This window comes from Cryobacterium sp. TMT1-2-2 (assembly GCF_004403505.1).
Classification (GTDB): Bacteria; Actinomycetota; Actinomycetes; order Actinomycetales; family Microbacteriaceae; genus Cryobacterium; species Cryobacterium flavum.
In genome coordinates this window covers 13735-31173 of the sequence record NZ_SOGS01000026.1, presented here as the reverse complement: position 1 = coordinate 31173, position 17439 = coordinate 13735, and the positions used below count along the sequence as shown (strand labels likewise).

The following is a 17439-nucleotide window of genomic DNA, read 5'->3' as shown; positions in this document are numbered from 1 at the left end:
CGACATCGTCAGCGACAGACTCACTGAAAACGCAGATTGACCCGGCGATTGACCCGCCGAGGGCATCCAAATTCAAAGCAGAGAGTGGGCGATCCCACGGTGTCAGGCCAGGTAACCGGTGGAGCTTCTGACGAGACAACGTCAGGCGAATTCGGAGCAAACGAGTGGCTCGTTGACGAATTGTACGAACGATATTTGATCGACAAGCAGTCGGTGGATGAATCGTGGTGGCCGGTGCTCGAGAGCTACCACCAAACCGCGAACGCTCCGGCGGCAGCGCAGTCGGCAGCGCCGGCAGCATCCGCTCCCCCGGCCACACCGGCACCGGTCGCACCCGTTGCAGCGGTGCCCGCTGCAACGCCGACCGCAGCCCCCGTACCCGTCACCGAGAACCAGCCGACGGCCCGCACCACCTCGAGTGCGCCCAAGCCGGCCCCGGTTCCCGCCGACGCTCCCGTGACCAGCCCGCAGGCCGTCGTCGTCGACGACTCGGAGCCGGTCAAGCAGGATAAGGTCGTTCCGCTGCGCGGCATGGCGAAGTCGCTCGCGACCAACATGGTCACCAGCCTCACCGTGCCGACCGCCACGAGCGTGCGTACCATTCCGGCCAAGCTGCTCATCGACAACCGCATCGTCATGAACAACCACATGAAGCGAGCTCGCGGCGGCAAGGTCTCCTTCACCCACCTGATCGGTTGGGCGCTGATTCGCGCGCTCAAGATGTTCCCCAGCCAGAACGTCTACTACAACGAGGTCGACGGCAAGCCCTCCGTCGTCGCCCCCGCCCACGTCGGCATGGGGCTGGCCATCGACATGCCCAAGCCCGACGGCACCCGCGCCCTGCTGGTTCCGGCCATCAAGCGCGCTGACACGATGACGTTCGGCGAGTACCTCGCGGCCTACGAAGACCTCGTCACGCGCGCACGCCAGAACAAGCTCACCGCCGACGACTTCGCCGGCGCGACCCTGTCGCTGACCAACCCGGGCGGCATCGGCACCGTGCACTCGGTGCCCCGCCTCATGAAGGGCCAGGGCTGCATCATCGGCGCCGGCGCCCTCGACTACCCGGCCGAGTTCCAGGGTTCGAGTGTGAAGACGCTCACCGGCCTGGCCATCTCCAAGACCATCACCCTGACCAGCACCTACGACCACCGCGTCATCCAGGGTGCCGGTTCGGGCGAGTTCCTCAAGATCGTGCACGAGCTGCTCATCGGCCAGCACAACTTCTACGAAGAGATCTTCTCGGCCCTGCGCATCCCGTACGACCCGATCCACTGGGCACCGGACATCAGCGTCGACCTCGCCAGCGCCGTCGACAAGACCGCACGCGTGCAGGAACTGATCAACTCGTTCCGCGTGCGCGGCCACCTGATGGCCGACATCGACCCGCTCGAGTACTCGCAGCGCAGTCACCCCGACCTCGACATCGCCACCCACGGCCTCACTTTCTGGGACCTCGACCGGTCCTTCGTGACCGGCGGTTTCGGATCCCAGCGCCAGATGCTGCTGCGCGACATCCTCGGTGTGCTGCGCGACTCCTACTGTCGCACCACGGGCATCGAGTACATGCACATTCAGGACCCGGCCCAGCGCAAGTGGGTGCAGGAGAAGATCGAGAAGTCCTACGTCAAGCCCACACACCACGAGCAGATGCGCATTCTCGCCAAGCTCAACGAGGCCGAAGCCTTCGAGACGTTCCTGCAGACCAAGTACGTCGGTCAGAAGCGGTTCAGCCTCGAGGGCGGCGAGTGCACCATTCCGCTGCTCGATACCATTTTGCAGGGTGCCGCAGAGCAGGGCCTCGACGAGGTCGCGATAGGCATGGCCCACCGTGGCCGCCTGAACGTGCTCACCAACATCGCCGGCAAGACCTACGGCGAGATCTTCCGCGAGTTCGAGGGCACGCAGGATCCGCGCACCGTGCACGGTTCCGGTGACGTGAAGTACCACCTCGGCACCATGGGAACCTTCCGCGGTGAAGACGGCGCCGAGATTCCGGTGTCGCTCGCCGCGAACCCCTCGCACCTCGAGGCCGGCGACGGCGTGCTCGAGGGCATCGTGCGGGCCAAGCAGGACCGCAAGCCGATCGGTACCTTCTCCACCCTGCCCATCCTCATTCACGGCGACGCCGCGATGGCGGGCCAGGGCGTTGTGCTCGAAACCCTGCAGATGAGCCAGCTGCGCGGCTACCGCACCGGCGGCACCGTGCACATCGTGGTCAACAACCAGCTCGGCTTCACGACCCTGCCGCAGGATGCCCGCACCAGCGTCTACGCGACCGACGTCGCCAAGACCATCCAGGCGCCGATCTTTCACGTCAACGGGGATGACCCGGAGGCCGTGGTTCGGGCCGGCGAGCTCGCGTTCGCCTACCGCCAGGAGTTCAAGAAGGATGTCGTCGTCGACCTCATCTGCTACCGCCGTCGTGGCCACAACGAGGGCGACGATCCCTCGATGACCCAGCCGCTGATGTACAACCTGGTCGAAGCCAAGCGCAGCGTGCGCAAGCTCTACACCGAAGCGCTGGTCGGCCGCGGTGACATTACAGAGGAAGAATACGAAGCCGCCCACCGCGACTTCCAGGACCGCCTCGAGCGCGCCTTCATGGAGACGCACGCCGCGCAGACCGCTTCGATTCCGATCATCACCCCGGAAATGGCCGCCACAGCCAAGGCCGACGCCGACGCACAGGCCCGCGAGGACGCTGCCGGCGAGCCGGAGACGACCGGTGTTCCCGAAAGCGTCATCCAGCTCATCGGCGACGCGTTCAACAACAAGCCGGCCGGTTTCACCGTGCACAACAAGCTGCAGCAGCTTCTGCAGAAGCGCCTCGACATGAGCCGCAACGGCAACATCGATTGGAGCTTCGGCGAACTGCTCGCTCTCGGCTCACTGCTGGTCGAGGGCACCCCGGTGCGCTTCGCCGGACAGGATGCCCGACGCGGCACGTTCGTGCAGCGTCACGCCGTTCTGCACGACCGGGTGAACGGCCAGGAATGGCTGCCGCTGGCCAACCTCAAGGACAACCAGGCCCGGTTCTGGATCTACGACTCGCTGCTGAGCGAATACGCCGCCATGGGCTTCGAGTACGGCTACTCGGTGGAACGCGCCGACGCCCTCGTGCTCTGGGAGGCGCAGTTCGGTGACTTCGCCAACGGCGCGCAGACCATCATCGACCAGTTCGTCTCCTCCGCCGAGCAGAAGTGGGGCCAGCGGTCATCCGTTGTGCTGCTGCTTCCGCACGGTTACGAGGGTCAGGGCCCCGACCACTCGTCGGCCCGGATCGAGCGGTTCCTGCAGCTGTGTGCCGAAGAGAACATGACCGTGGCGCGCCCGTCGACGCCCGCATCGTACTTCCACCTGCTGCGCCGCCAGGCGTACATGCGCCCGCGCCGCCCGCTGATCGTGTTCACGCCCAAGTCGATGCTGCGCCTGCGCGGAGCGACCAGCGCCGTGGCCGAGCTCACCAGCGGCAAGTTCGAGACGGTCATCGACGATGCCCGCATCCAGGACAAGAACGCCGTGAAGCGCGTCTTGTTCATGGCCGGCAAGATCTACTACGACCTGCTGAACGAACTCGAGAAGAACCCGAACCCCGAGATCGCCCTCGTGCGCGTCGAGCAGTACTACCCGCTGCCCGCCGTTGAGCTGAAGAGCGTGGCCGCCCAGTACCCGAACGCCGAACTCGCCTGGGTGCAGGACGAGCCGGAGAACCAGGGAGCCTGGCCGTTCTTCTACCTGGAGACCAACAAGCTCGGTCCGCGCGCCATGCGGCTGTTCTCCCGCCCCGCGTCGGCCTCGCCGGCTGCCGGGTCGGCCAAGCGTCACGCGATCGAGCAGGCCAAGCTGCAGCGCGACGCCCTGACGCTGTAACGGTCACAGCAACTTAGGTAGCAATGGAGGGTGACGTTGTCACCCTCCATTGCTGTCTCCGCGGCTGTCTGCGGTCGCAGATGGCAGCATCCGCTTGCCGCGTTCGAGCGGATGCGGGTCGGCTGGCGTTGCGATTGTCCGCCGACGGTTCTAGGCTCGCAGGCAACCCGAGGAGAGATCGTGCCCCTTCGCACCGAAAACCGGCTCGGGGAGCCGTGCTGGATCGACCTTGTGACGCGCGACCCGGCCGGCGCGGCCGTCGGAGTCTGGGAGGCCGCCGGCCACCGGGGCTTCGGTGCCGACAATGAGATTGGAACGCCGGTCTGGCACGATCTGATCACCCGCGATTTCACGGCCGCGATCGCCTTCTACGAGGAGGTTTTCGGCTGGACGCCGATTCCGCTCAGCGACACAACCGACTTTCGGTACAGCACCTTCGGCCACGACGAATCGATGACCGGCGGGGTGTACGACGCCGACGCCATGCTGCCCCCGGGAGTACCGTCGAACTGGCAGGTCTATCTCGGCGTCGCCGATGTGCGCTCATCCGCGGCACGGGCGACGGAGCTCGGTGGCGCCGTGCTGCGGGAGCCGTGGGATTCCGACTTCGGAACCTTCGCCCAGATAGCGGATGCGACCGGTGCCGTCTTCCTGCTCGGGCAGGTGGAACCGTCGCCGCGTGCCTGAGACGCGCGCCTCAGGTGCTCTAGTGCGAGGCCTGCAGCGCGCGGAGCTTCAGCAGAACCTGGTCGCGCAGGTCTTCCGGCGCGGTCTCCTTGCAGGCGCGCTGCATGACCTCGGTCAGTGTGCGCCCAACCAGGTGCTCGCTGCTGCAGTCGGTGCAACTCGCGAGGTGCTCCCGAATATCGGCCGCATCATTCTTGCGAAGTTCGTTGTGCAGGTATTCCTCGAGTTCGGCCTTGGCCTTCTCGCAACCACAATCGGTCATTTGTCTGCGCTCCTGGATGTCTTCTGGCCCTGGCCCATGCCCAGCCCGCGCTCAACCGCATAGCCGGCCAAGAGCTCGCGCAGGAGTCGCCGGCCACGGTGCAGGCGGCTCATCACGGTGCCAATGGGGGTTTTCATGATTTCGGCGATCTCCTGGTAGGAGAACCCTTCGACGTCGGCGAAGTACACGGCGAGTCGGAAGTCTTCGGGAATGGACTGCAGGGCGTCTTTGACAGCGCTGTCCGGCAGGTGGTCGATGGCCTCGGCCTCGGCCGAACGCCCCGACATGGCGGTGGTCGATTCGGCGCCGCCGAGCTGCCAGTCTTCAAGCTCGTCAATGGTGCCTTGGTAGGGCTCGCGCTGCTTCTTGCGGTATTGGTTGATGAAGGTGTTGGTGAGAATGCGGTACAACCACGCCTTGAGGTTGGTGCCCTGCTCGTACTGCGCGAACGCGGCGAACGCCTTCACGAAGGTTTCCTGCACGAGGTCCTGCGCATCGGAGGGGTTACGGGTCATGCGCATGGCCGCCGCGTACAACTGGTCGAGAAAAGGCAACGCCTGCTCTTCGAACAGTCCGCGGGTCTGCTCGCGCAGTTCGGCCTTGGTCGGGGCAAGGGTTGTGAGTTCTGGGTCGCTGCTGGAAAGGTCTTCCGCGGAAACGGGCGTGTCTGAAGTCATCACGCGCAATTCTAAGCTGTTACCCACAGCCAGGGGTCGTTCCAACAACATTGACACCGTTACGGATCTCCCTCAGATTGTTATCACCGACTATTCTGATAACCGATGTTGATCTCGAGATATTCCAAGCCGGAGTTCGATCCGTACGGCGATAATTCGCCGACCGAAGAGGATGCCTGGTGGCCCGCGCCGACCACGGACGCGCCGCTGCAGGCGGTGCTGGCCCTGCCGGGCTCGAAGTCGCTGACCAACCGGGAGCTGGTCGCATCCGCTCTGGCCAGCGAACCGTCCCTGCTGCGTTCGCCACTGCACTCACGGGACAGCGACCTCATGGTCGACGCGCTGCGTCAGCTCGGCGCCACCATTGAGGCTGTTCCCGGCACCGGCGCCTTCGGCACGGACCTGCGTGTGACCCCGCCGTCCGAGCTGCTCGGCTCGACCACGATCGACTGCGGGCTGGCCGGCACGGTGATGCGTTTCCTGCCGCCGCTGGCCGCCCTCGCCCTCGGCCCGACCACGTTCGACGGGGATGCCGGTGCACGCCGCCGCCCGATGGGCCCCATCATCGGCGCGTTGCGCGACCTCGGCGGCGATATCAACGACGATGGCAAGCGCGCCCTGCCGTTCACCGTGCACGGCCGTGGAGCGGTCACCGGCGGCGCGGTGACCATCGATGCTGGCAGCTCCAGCCAGTTCGTCTCCGGGCTGCTGCTGGCCGGCGCCCGGTTCGACCAGGGGCTGCACCTGACTCACTCGGGCGAACGACTGCCCAGCCTGCCGCACATCGAGATGACCATCGAGGTGCTGCGCGCCCGCGGAGTCGACGTGGCCACTCCTGCCGTCGGCGAGTGGATCATCCCGCCCGGGCCGATCGCGGGCCGCACGGTCGACATCGAACCCGATCTCTCCAACGCCGCGCCGTTCCTCTGCGCCGCGCTCGTGGCCGGCGGCAGCGTCACGATCACCGGCTGGCCGGCCGAGACCACCCAGGTCGGCGCCGACCTCGAACAGCTGCTTCCCCTATTCGGTGCGAGCGTCACCCGCACCGGCGACCGCCTCACCGTCACCGGCGGCGAGCGTATTGTCGGCGTCGAGCTCGATCTGTCCACCGGCGGTGAACTCGCCTGCACCCTCGTAGCCCTGGCAGCCCTCGCCGAGTCGCCCAGCACGATCACCGGCATCGGGCACATTCGCAACCACGAGACCGACCGCCTCACTGCGCTGGCCACGGAGATCAACCGGCTCGGCGGGAAGGTCACCGAGCTGCCCGACGGCCTCACGATTGAGCCCGCTCCCCTGCACGGCGGCCAGTGGCTCAGCTACGACGACCACCGCATGGCCACCGCCGGAGCGCTGATCGGCCTGCGCATTGAGGGCGTCGACGTCGAGAACATCGGCACGACCGCCAAGACCCTCCCCCAGTTTCCCGAGCTGTGGCACGCGATGCTCACCGAAGCGGCGCTGTAGATGGCAGTGGAGCCGCCCGCCGGCGACCCCACCTGGGATGACGATCGTGACCGGCCTGACGACCTGGCCGATTCCGGCGAGCTCGCCGGCGACCCCGGCGACACCTGGTGGGCTTCCGCCGACGACGACGAGCCCGAATTCGACGAGTCGAGCGTGCGCGTGCGTCCCGGCCGCAAGGGCTCTAAACCCCGCTCCAAGACCCGCCCGAGCCACGAGAACGCCTTGACCGGTCGCATCCTCTCTGTCGATCGCGGACGCTACACGGTCATGCTCGACGAGAACCTGCCCACCGAGCGGCGCATCACGACCGCCAGGGCCAGCGAGCTGCGCAAGAAGGCCGTCGTCAACGGCGACCGGGTCGATATCGTCGGCGACACCACCGGTGCCGAGGGCAGCCTGGCCCGCATCGTGCGCATCGTGCCGCGGGACACCCTGCTGCGGCGCAGCGCCGACGACACCGACGCTGTCGAGCGTGTGATCGTGGCCAACGCCGACCAGATGCTGATCGTGGTCGCTGCGGCCAACCCGGAGCCGCGCATCCGCTTGGTGGATCGCTATCTGGTCGCGGCCTACGACGCCGGCGTGAAGCCCATCCTGTGTATCACCAAGACCGACCTCGCCGACCCGTCAGCCTTTCTGGCCAACTTCGCCGGACTCGACCTGCCGGTGTTCCAAAGCGGCGAGGGCGGCATGCCGATCGAGGAGATCTCGGCGGCGCTGGTCGGTCACGACACCGTCTTCGTCGGACACTCCGGCGTGGGCAAGTCCACCCTGGTGAACGCGCTCGTTCCCGGCACCAACCGGGCCATCGGCGTCGTCAACACCGTCACCGGTCGCGGCCGCCACACGTCGTCCTCGACCGTGTCGCTGCGCCTACAAACGGATGCCGGCCGCGGGTGGGTTATCGACACCCCCGGCGTGCGGTCCTTTGGCCTGGGCCATATCAACACCGACAACATTTTGAAGGCGTTCACCGACCTTGCCACCATCGCCGAGCGTTGCCCGCGCGGCTGCACGCACCTGCCCGGGTCGCCGGATTGCGCCATCATCGAAGCCGTTGAAGCTGGCGAGCTCGGCGACACCGGCCGGGTGCGCCTGGATTCCCTGCAACGCCTGCTCGCCACCTTCGCCCCCGCCCGCTGAGATACGACATCGATACGATGGAGGCATGACGGATTCAGCACGCCTTGCAGTCGGCGACACAGCCCCCCAGTTCACCCTGACCGACCAGGACGGGGCATCCGTTTCGCTGGCGGACTTCGCCGGCAGCAAGGTCGTCGTGTATTTTTATCCGGCCGCCATGACCCCCGGCTGCACCACCCAGGCCTGCGACTTTCGCGATAACCTCGGGTCGCTCAAATCAGCCGGCTACCAGGTGCTCGGCCTGTCGAAGGATGCTCCGGCCAAGCTCAAGAAGTTTCAGGAGCACGACGCGGTGAATTTTCCGCTGCTAAGTGACACCGACCTTGAGGTTCACAGCGCCTACGGTACCTGGGGAGAGAAGAACCTCTACGGCAAGCTCGTGACCGGCGTGCTGCGGTCTACCTTCGTGCTCGATGAGGCCGGAATCATCACCCACGCCCTGTACAACGTCAAGGCCACCGCGCACGTCGCGAGCTTGCGCAAGAAGCTCGGCATCGACGCCTGATCTGGTCGTCACGGCCCGAGGCTGCTGCAGTTTGAGCGGCGTCAGTCGGCTTCGGGCTCGGGTTCGTGACTGGTGGCGGCGACCACACGCGGGTTGAAAACCAGCACGAGCACGACGATCGAGGGGGCCAGCAGCGCCCAGCCGACGTCGGGTCGGGCGTAGATGCCCTGAAAACAGCCGATAGCGATCATGACCTGCACGAGCTGCCAGGTCACGGCGGCGCCGCGAATCCACGGACGGCGGCGGAGCGCCCCGACGGTGATCGCGCTGACCCATACGGCAGCGACCACGGTGAGGGCTAACAGGGCCAGCGAGGCTCCGACGGAGTTCGGGGTGGCGATGAGCAGTTCGAGCACCCACCAGGCGCTGAAGGCCCACAGGGCGAGTGCTTCCACGGCGAGGAGCGCGATCAGCACCCCCAACATTGGGGCGCGTCGAAGTGCCCGGAGGTCAATCCAGGCTGGGCGCCCTGCACCAGAGCCGCTGTTCACAGCGAAAAGCCATACAAAACTATTGATTTGATACCTCTATTATGGGACGATATTTGAGGCCCGGTTGACGCTCACAGGGACGTGAGCTGTTTCAACGCGGTTATCGCGCAGATCCCACTTTCCTGCAACCGGCCATCACCCCTGCAACTCTGGCCAATCGGCCGTGCACCCATGTAATAAAAGGAGCATCCCTATGGACTGGCGCGATAAAGCTGCCTGCCTCACCGCTGACCCGGAACTTTTCTTTCCGGTCGGCAACACTGGACCCGCTGTGGACCAGATCGAGAAGGCAAAGTCGGTGTGCGCCCGATGCAACGTCACCGAGGTGTGCCTTCAGTACGCACTCGAGACCGGCCAGGACTCGGGAGTCTGGGGCGGCCTGAGCGAAGACGAGCGCCGCGCACTCAAGCGTCGCGCCGCACGCGCCCGCCGCGCTTCCTAGCGAGCCAGCACAACTACAGAACGCGAGCCTGCGGCCATCCGGTACTCCCGGAAGGCCGAGGGCTCGCTTTTTTGTGCCCGGCGAGCCGTCGCGCGCCGCGCCCCGGTGCATCCGCTCGTCGGGCCCACCTTATGAACATGGGCCCAGTTTATAAACTGGGCCCATGGACGGGGCCTGGGCCCCGTCCCGAAATCCGCGCAGAAATCCGCGCAGCAGGAGGGGGCTAGCCCTCCTGCATGAAGCGCAGGGGGATCTCGATCGTGACCTCGGTGCCGCTGCCCATCATGGTGTGCCAGTCGATGGTGCCGCCCAGCTCGCCCTGAATGAGGGTGCGCACGATCTGCGTGCCGAGCCCGGAGCCGACCTTGCCCTCGGGAAGCCCGGCACCGGTGTCGCGCACCATCACCGTGAGGGTCTCGTCGCTGCGCTGCGCCTCGATCGAGACCTCGCCCTCCCGCCCGGCGAGGCCGTGCTCGACCGCGTTCGTGACGAGTTCGGTGAGCACGAGCGCGAGCGGCGTCGCGTACGCGCTCGGCAGGGTTCCGAAGCTGCCGAATGACTTCGGGTGCACCGTGGTGTTGTGAGCGGATGCCACCTCCACCGTCAACAGCAGCACCCGTTCAAAGACGGCGTCGAAGTCGACGATCTGGCTGAGCCCCTCTGACAGGGTGTCGTGCACCACGGCGATGGCCGCAACCCGCCGCATCGCCTGGGTCAGCGCCTCGCGTGCCCGGTCGGATTGGGTACGCCGGGCCTGGATGCGCAGCAGCGAGGCCACGGTCTGCAGGTTGTTCTTCACCCGGTGGTGGATCTCCCGGATGGTGGCATCCTTGGTGATGAGCTCACGTTCCTGGTGCCGCAGCTCGGTCACGTCCCTGGACAAAATGATCGCGCCGATGCGTTCGCCCCGGTTGCGAATGGGAATGGCTCGGAGCGACACGGTGACCCCGCGCGCCTCGATGTCGGTGCGCCAGGGCGCCCGCCCGGTCACGACGAGCGGCAGGGACTCGTCGACCACGGCGGTGCCGGTGAGCAGGCTCGTAGTGACCTCGGCGAGCGACTCTCCCTCGAGTTCCTCCGCGAAACCCATCCGGTTGAATGCGGAGAGCGCGTTCGGGCTGGCAAAGGTGGTGAGGCCGTCGACATCGAGTCGCAGCAGGCCGTCCGACGCGCGCGGCGCGCCACGGCGCGGCCCGGTCGGGGCACCGAGGTCGGGAAAATCGCCAGAGGCGATCATGGCGAACAGGTCATTCGCGCAGTCGTTGAAGGTGAGCTCCTGACGGCTCGGCGTGCGCGCTTCACTCAGGTTGGTGTGGCGGGTGAGCACCGCAACCGGAGCAGCGGTCACTTCAGCACCGGTCGTACTCAGCCGGCGCAACACCGGGATGGCCCGCACCCGGGTGGGAGTCTCCTCGTACCAGTCCGGAGCGTCACGGTCGACGATCTTCGCCGTCTCAAAGGCTTCGGTGACCTGGTTGCGCCACTCCGCTTTGATGTGCTGGCCGACGAAGTCCCGGTAGAACAGCGTGGCGGCACTCGACGGGCGCGCGTGTGCGACCGCGACGAAACTGTCAGACGTTGTCGGAACCCACACGACGATATCCGCGAAGGCGAGGTCGGCCAGCAGCTGGCCATCCGCGACCAGCATGTGTAGCCAGTCCACATCTTCCGCGCTGCTGCGGCCCTGGGCAAGTACGAGATCACTGAGCGTCGACACTCTCCATAGCCTAGGTGTATCCGGCGGGTTACGTGGCCGGGGCGGCCTTACGGCCGCGCCACCTGACCCGCCGCGGCATCCGTTCTGATTCCCGGGCTGGAACCACGATGAGGTCCTCCAGTACAAACCGACGGATGCTCGCTCGAGCTGACGACTTCGGGCTCGCGTCCCGCAGGCTGCGGCCGGTCAAGACCGCAGCGTCGAGGGCGCCCTGATCGTGCGGCACCAGAATGGGCGATTCGATGCCGCCAAAGCGCAGCAGCATGGCCGCGACCTGCCCGCGCGGATTCAGCCCGACCGCGCTCGCCCGCACCTGGTTCATCACGACGCTGACCGTGCTGCTGCCGATCACCTCGGTGAGGTCACTCCAAGCGCGCAGAAACCGGGCCATCCCGACCGGGTCGGCCAGCCCACAGGCCACGACATGGTCGGCCACCCGCAGGGCCGTGACGGTGGCCGCGTTGCGCCGGGGTGCCAACATGTCGCTGGTCAGCTCTTCATCGCTTTCCAGACTGAACCCGGTGTCCAGCACGACGTAGTCCACCCAGTGCCGCAAGGCGTCGATGGTGCGGGTGACCCGTTCGGTCGACAGTTCCGGCCAGCGCGACGGTCGGCCGAGGCCGGTGAGCACCCAGAAGGCACCCTTGGGCGATTTGTAGCGTTGCGCGATACGTTCGAGCTCTGATTGGTTCAAACTGTCGCTGCCGGCCAAACGGCAGGCAGCGGCAAAGCCGGGCGCTTCGTCGAGCATGCCCAGGCTCGGAGCGATCGAGGCGCTGTAGGTATCGACGTCGGCCAACACGACGGTATGACCGGCCGCTGCGATTTCGGCCGCGATGTTGATGGCCAGTGTCGTGCGCCCCGGCGCGCCGGCCGGGCCCCACACCGCGATCACCGAGCCGGTATTGAGTGCGCCGCCGGTGAAGTGCCGCTCCCCCACCCGCAACGGAACGACAACCCCCGACACCAGCAAATCTTCAATCTCCGACCAATCGCAGGGTATCGCGACAGTTTCGTAGAGGCCCAGGGTGCCGGCGTGCCGCCGTTCCAATTCCGTCGCGGTCAGGGCGACAACGCGAATGCCGCGCTCGTCGCAGGCGGCGATCAGCTGGCCGGTCAGGGATTCCCGGCGACCACTGACGACCACGACGTGGGGTTGCCCATGGGACAGCGTCTCGAGGAACTCCCGGGCGGTATCCACGCGAGTGACCACGCTGTGCCCACAATCAATGATGTCGGCCAGCATGCGCTGCTCGGTCGCTCGGTCGAGCACGAGCGCGAGCCGGGCCATCAGGGCACCACCGGGGTGTTCACGGGAACGATCGCGAGGGCATCGCCGTTCATGATGGCCTCGAGCACCGCGCCCACGTTGGCCTTCGGCACGAGTATTTCCACGGATTGCCCACTGGAGGCGGCAATGATGCCGGTCGGTTCGACGATCCGCACGACGACAGCCTGCCCCACGAGAATCGTCGGCGGCGCGTACTCACTCGGCCCGGTCGCCCGCGCCGACCAGATGTCGACGACCGAACCGGCCGCGATCGAGGCGGCCAGTCGACCGGGAACGTCGACGACGACACTGGTCACATCGCTCCCCGACGATTCCCCGACCGCTGACCGGGCCACCAGTTCACCGGTCAGGATCGTCCGCGTGACGAGCAGCCCACCCTTCAAGCCGGTCGACGGAACCAGATACAGGTCGGCCGCGCCGCCGAGCTGCACCCGAGTTTCAACGAGGTCGGCCGCCCTCAGCTGGTCACCGACGGTCAGTGTGTGCCGTGCGGTATAGACCGCCGTAGTGCGATCAGTGCCGGCGACAATCGCGCCGACCCCCGCTATCGAAGCAGCGACCAGCACCAGCCCGATGATGAATCGGGGGTCAACCCAGAAGCGGCGGCGCGTGCGTGTGGGACGGGGTGTTTTCATCCGTTACCTCGCTTCTCTGAATCGATTCCGATGGTGCAATGGCCCTATCGTGCCCGACTTCGCTAAGTCGTGAAAAAGTTATCCACAACTAGCAGAGCCGAATAACGTGAATCTGCCAGAACGGCACGAGACGGTAGTGCAGAATCTCCGGCGCGCGGCGCAGCGTTCCGAGCGGATGCACCGCCAGATCGAGATGGTCACGCGCCACCCGGTCGATGGTTCCGGCCAGGACACCACCGCGGGTATCGAGTTCCACGAAGCGCCGCCGCCGGCACAGGTCCCGCAGCACAAAGGGAAAACCGACGCGTTCGATGAGCTTTCCGGTGGATTCTGACTCGACCGCGAGCGAGACCAGGCTCTGCTCCGCGCTGAGCACTACACCGGCGACGGCCGAGAGCGGGATCACGCACTGAGCCCGCCCATTGGCGGTGCCGGGCAGTTCCGCCGCGAGCCAGTCCCGGCCCAGCGTCGTCGGTCGAACCGAGAGGGTCTCACCGGACACCAGCACGATTCGCAGTTGCAGTGTGCCTCCGGGGCCGGCCGATCGCACCACGTTACTCAACCGGGTGCGCAGGGAGAGCTTTTCCAACCGCGTACGTTCCTCCTGCAGGCGCAGGTCAGTGGCCTCGGCGTGCAGCTCGCGTTCGAGTTGCCCTTCGAGGTCGTCAAACAGATTATCCCAGCGCACACGTTGAAAGTAGCCGACGCCGAGCGTTCTCGCTCGGGTTGTGCACAGGCTCTTTAAGCGCTCGACAGTGCAGCGATCAAGCTGCTTAGGTTTTGCGCCACAAGAGTTGCACGTTCGATATCAGGAGGAACAATGACGTCATCTGGTTCCGGGTCTGCCCGTCTGCAGGTCAACCCGTTGGAGCCCCGCGTCGACCAGCGCGCAGTCAGCCCGCGCGGTGCCGGCCCGAGACCAATCGGAACAGCGCACGGGCACGAAACAGAACAGCTCCTGCGCGCCCTCGCACTGCGGGCCATCGAGGTCATCGCCGGAGCCAGAGACCTCGAGCAGCTCGCGCGATGGGTCACCGACGACGTCTACGCCCATCTTCACATCCGTGTGACGATCGCCTCTCGTGCCAGAGCCATCACGGGAATCGTCGCGGAGAGGCCGAGACTGTGGATCGATCAGGTCAAAACCTGGCCGACCGAGACCGGCGGTTTCAACGCGGTGATCGTGGTGTACGACAAACGCCGCGCGCACGTCGTCTCCTTGCAGCTGGAAGCCCTGGACCAGCGCTGGAGAGCTACTGTACTCGTCGTCCTGTGAGGCCAGGACAGCCCGGCCAGCAGACGGATGCCCCACCCACCCATATCGACGCGCGCCGCCGGACGGGCGCACGTCGATGTGCTGGCGCGGGGTCTAGCTGTTCTTCTTACCCTGCGATCGGCGTTCGGCCCGGTTCACCGGGGCTGCACCCTCGGTTTTCTGCCCGAACGCTCCGCGCTGAGGGGGGCCGGCTGCTTCGGCCGGTTCGTCGTCGCTGGCCGCGACGGTGGCCGAGCGCCGGGCCCGGTCAGTGGCTGCCTGCTGAATCTGGCCGCGCTGGTTGCGCACCTCGACTCCGCCTGAGTCACTGGGTGCGGTGTAGCTGAGCTTCTCCTCCGGAGCGTCGGCCGGTGTGAGTCCCTTGGCAGCGACGACCGGCCCGGCGACAGCACCGGCCCCAGCAGTCACCTCAACGTCGAGGTTGAACAGGAACCCGACGGTCTCCTCGCGAATCTGACCCATCATCTGCTGGAACATGGCGAAACCTTCGCGCTGGTATTCCACCAGCGGGTCGCGCTGGGCCATGGCGCGCAGTCCGATACCGTCTTTCAAGTAGTCCATCTCGTAGAGGTGGTCCCGCCAGCGACGGTCGATCACCGAGAGCACGACACGGCGCTCCAGTTCGCGCATGGCCGGGGCTCCGAGGCTCTCTTCCCGGCGCGAATAGGCCAGCTTGGCATCAGAGAGAATCTCCCGGCGCATGAAGTCGCGGTTGATCTTGCCCTTGTCGCCGGCCTCGGAGACGACCTCATCGATGGTCAGTCCCACCGGGTAGAGCGTTTTGAGCTCGGTCCACAGTGCATCGAAGTCCCAGTCGTCACCGTTGCCGTCGCCAGCGTGCACATCGAGCACCTCGTCGATGACGTTGGTGAGGAAGGTCTGGGTGCGTTCGTGCAGGTCGTCACCCTCGAGGATGTGCCTGCGGTCTCCGTAGATGGCCTCGCGCTGACGGTTGAGAACGTCGTCGTACTTGAGCACGTTCTTGCGGATCTCGGCGTTGCGACCCTCGACCTGGGACTGGGCACTGCGGATGGCGCGGCTGACCACCTTGGATTCGATCGCCATGTCGTCTGGCACGCCCTGGCGGCCCATGAGGGCCTCGGCGGCACCGGCGTTGAACAGGCGCATGAGGTCGTCGGTGAGCGAGAGGTAGAAGCGGCTCTCGCCCGGGTCTCCCTGACGTCCGCTGCGCCCGCGCAGCTGGTTGTCGATGCGGCGTGATTCGTGCCGTTCGGTGCCGAGCACGTAAAGACCGCCGGCGGCGATCACCTTCTCGGCCTCTTCGGTGACGTTGGCCTTGACCACGGTGAACACGTCGTCCCAGGCGAGTTCGTACTCGTCAGGGGTTTCGACCGGGCTGAGGCCCTTGGCGTTCATCTCGGCAACGGCGAGGAATTCGGCGTTGCCGCCGAGCATCACGTCGGTACCACGACCGGCCATGTTGGTGGCGACGGTCACCGAACCGAGTCGACCGGCCTGCGCGACGATCGCAGCTTCACGGGCGTGATTCTTCGCGTTGAGCACCTCGTGACGCACGCCCTTCTTGGCGAGCAGGCGCGAGAGGTACTCGCTTTTCTCAACGCTGGTCGTGCCGACCAGAACCGGCTGTCCCGCTTCGTGTCGTTCGACGATGTCCTCGACGACCTGACGAAACTTGGACTCTTCGTTCTTGTAGATCAGGTCGGACTGGTCGATGCGCTGCATCGGCTTGTTGGTGGGGATGGCCACCACGCCAAGCTTGTAGGTGCTCATGAACTCGGCAGCTTCGGTCTCGGCCGTTCCGGTCATTCCGGAGATCTTCGAGTACAGGCGGAAGTAGTTCTGCAGGGTGACCGTGGCCAGGGTCTGGTTCTCGGCCTTGACCGCGACCCCCTCCTTGGCCTCGATCGCCTGGTGGATGCCCTCGTTGTAGCGGCGGCCCATGAGGATACGGCCGGTATGCTCGTCAACGATGAGCACCTCGCCGTTCATGACGACGTAGTCCTTGTCTTTCTTGAACAGGGCATTCGCCTTGATGGCGTTGTTCAAGAAGGAGATCAGCGGCGTGTTGGCCGACTCGTACAGGTTGTCGATGCCGAGGTAGTCCTCGACCTTTTCAATGCCGGGTTCGAGCACACCGATGGTGCGCTTCTTCTCGTCGACCTCGAAGTCTTCGTCAGCAATGAGACGCTTGGCCAGGCTGGCGAACTCGTTGAACCAGCGGTTCGCTTCACCGGATGCCGGCCCGGAGATGATCAGCGGGGTACGGGCCTCGTCGATGAGGATCGAGTCGACCTCGTCGACGATGGCGAAGTAGTGGCCGCGCTGCACCATGTCGCTGGCCTGCCACGCCATGTTGTCGCGCAGGTAGTCGAAACCGAACTCGTTGTTGGTGCCGTAGGTGATGTCGGCGGCATACATTTCGCGACGCTGCGCCGGAGTCTGGCCGGAGAGGATGCATCCGGTCGTCATGCCGAGGGCGCGGAAGACGCGCCCCATGAGCTCGCTCTGGTAGCTCGCGAGGTAGTCGTTGACCGTGATGACGTGCACGCCGCGGCTGCTGATCGCGTTGAGATACGCCGCGGTGGTGGCGACGAGGGTCTTGCCCTCACCGGTCTTCATCTCGGCGATGTTGCCGAGGTGCAGGGCTGCTCCGCCCATGAGCTGCACGTCGAAGTGACGCAGGCCGAGGGTGCGCGTGCTGGCCTCGCGCACGGCGGCGAAGGCCTCCGGCAGCAGGTCATCGAGCGATTCGCCGTTGGAATACCGTTCCCGCAGGGTGACGGTTTCGTTTTTCAGCTCGTCGTCGGTGAGCTCATGGAAGTCTTCTTCCAGCGCGTTGATGGCTTTCGCATAGTTTTCGAGGCGGCGCAGAACGCGGCCTTCACCAACACGAAGAACCTTTTCAAGAATTGACGCCACGAATGTACTCCACTAGTCAAACGGTGCAGGCTCGCACTGCGGCAGCCCAATCGGACTTCTGCAGCACAAGCC

At 65.8% G+C, this 17439-nt stretch carries 15 protein-coding genes; 7 read left to right on the top strand and 8 right to left on the bottom strand.

Annotated features, from left to right (window positions below; all coding sequences use genetic code 11):
- Positions 1–99: 99 nt before the first annotated feature.
- Positions 100–3873: a multifunctional oxoglutarate decarboxylase/oxoglutarate dehydrogenase thiamine pyrophosphate-binding subunit/dihydrolipoyllysine-residue succinyltransferase subunit gene (locus E3T35_RS16695; protein WP_134380439.1), complete on the top strand. Its 3774-nt coding sequence runs from the start codon at positions 100–102 to the stop codon at positions 3871–3873.
- 180 nt (positions 3874–4053) lie between these two features.
- Entirely contained in the window at positions 4054–4560 is a 507-nt protein-coding gene (locus tag E3T35_RS16690; RefSeq protein ID WP_134346222.1) for a VOC family protein, read from the top strand.
- 19 nt (positions 4561–4579) lie between these two features.
- Here E3T35_RS16690 and E3T35_RS16685 read toward each other — a convergent pair whose 3' ends face one another.
- Both E3T35_RS16685 and E3T35_RS16680 read right to left on the bottom strand, forming a co-directional pair.
- Positions 4580–4822: a zf-HC2 domain-containing protein gene (locus E3T35_RS16685; RefSeq protein WP_092340559.1), complete on the bottom strand. Its 243-nt coding sequence runs from the start codon at positions 4820–4822 to the stop codon at positions 4580–4582.
- On the bottom strand, positions 4819–5499 hold the full coding sequence (locus E3T35_RS16680) for a sigma-70 family RNA polymerase sigma factor (protein ID WP_104089411.1): 681 nt from the start codon (positions 5497–5499) through the stop codon (positions 4819–4821). The genes E3T35_RS16685 and E3T35_RS16680 overlap by 4 nt, the downstream gene beginning before the upstream one ends.
- 105 nt (positions 5500–5604) lie before the next feature.
- Between E3T35_RS16680 and aroA the strand changes: the two genes are divergently transcribed.
- The 3 genes from aroA to bcp are packed head-to-tail and all read left to right on the top strand — an operon-like array spanning position 5605 to position 8614.
- Positions 5605–6966: a 3-phosphoshikimate 1-carboxyvinyltransferase gene (aroA, locus tag E3T35_RS16675; protein ID WP_134346220.1), complete on the top strand. Its 1362-nt coding sequence runs from the start codon at positions 5605–5607 to the stop codon at positions 6964–6966.
- Entirely contained in the window at positions 6967–8109 is a 1143-nt protein-coding gene (rsgA, locus tag E3T35_RS16670) for a ribosome small subunit-dependent GTPase A (RefSeq protein WP_134346218.1), read from the top strand.
- A 25-nt stretch (positions 8110–8134) separates the two neighbouring features.
- On the top strand, positions 8135–8614 hold the full coding sequence (gene bcp, locus E3T35_RS16665) for a thioredoxin-dependent thiol peroxidase (RefSeq protein WP_134380157.1): 480 nt from the start codon (positions 8135–8137) through the stop codon (positions 8612–8614).
- A 41-nt stretch (positions 8615–8655) separates the two neighbouring features.
- Here bcp and E3T35_RS16660 read toward each other — a convergent pair whose 3' ends face one another.
- Positions 8656–9030, bottom strand: a complete 375-nt coding sequence (locus tag E3T35_RS16660) for a hypothetical protein (RefSeq protein ID WP_198412709.1) — start codon at positions 9028–9030, stop codon at positions 8656–8658.
- A gap of 268 nt (positions 9031–9298) precedes the next feature.
- Here E3T35_RS16660 and E3T35_RS16655 point away from each other — a divergent pair, with 268 nt between their 5' ends.
- A complete protein-coding gene (locus E3T35_RS16655; RefSeq protein WP_035837005.1) occupies positions 9299–9547 on the top strand; it encodes a WhiB family transcriptional regulator in 249 nt (82 codons plus the stop codon).
- Between the two features lie 223 nt (positions 9548–9770).
- On the opposite strand, the gene E3T35_RS16650 is transcribed toward E3T35_RS16655, so the two are convergent.
- From E3T35_RS16650 to E3T35_RS16635, 4 genes are all read right to left on the bottom strand, one after another.
- Entirely contained in the window at positions 9771–11264 is a 1494-nt protein-coding gene (locus tag E3T35_RS16650) for a sensor histidine kinase (RefSeq protein WP_134346215.1), read from the bottom strand.
- 28 nt (positions 11265–11292) lie between these two features.
- Complete coding sequence (locus E3T35_RS16645; RefSeq protein ID WP_134380155.1) at positions 11293–12555, bottom strand: regulator; 1263 nt, start codon at positions 12553–12555, stop codon at positions 11293–11295.
- Positions 12555–13190, bottom strand: coding sequence for a hypothetical protein (locus tag E3T35_RS16640; RefSeq protein ID WP_134380153.1), 636 nt, complete (start codon positions 13188–13190; stop codon positions 12555–12557). Before E3T35_RS16640 ends, E3T35_RS16645 begins: the two co-directional genes overlap by 1 nt.
- 88 nt (positions 13191–13278) lie before the next feature.
- Entirely contained in the window at positions 13279–13878 is a 600-nt protein-coding gene (locus E3T35_RS16635) for a hypothetical protein (protein WP_134380151.1), read from the bottom strand.
- A 132-nt stretch (positions 13879–14010) separates the two neighbouring features.
- On the opposite strand from E3T35_RS16635, the gene E3T35_RS16630 reads away from it, so the two are divergent.
- Positions 14011–14466, top strand: a complete 456-nt coding sequence (locus tag E3T35_RS16630) for an Rv3235 family protein (RefSeq protein ID WP_134346207.1) — start codon at positions 14011–14013, stop codon at positions 14464–14466.
- A gap of 93 nt (positions 14467–14559) precedes the next feature.
- On the opposite strand, the gene secA is transcribed toward E3T35_RS16630, so the two are convergent.
- Entirely contained in the window at positions 14560–17367 is a 2808-nt protein-coding gene (gene secA / locus E3T35_RS16625; RefSeq protein WP_134346205.1) for a preprotein translocase subunit SecA, read from the bottom strand.
- Positions 17368–17439 lie beyond the last annotated feature (72 nt).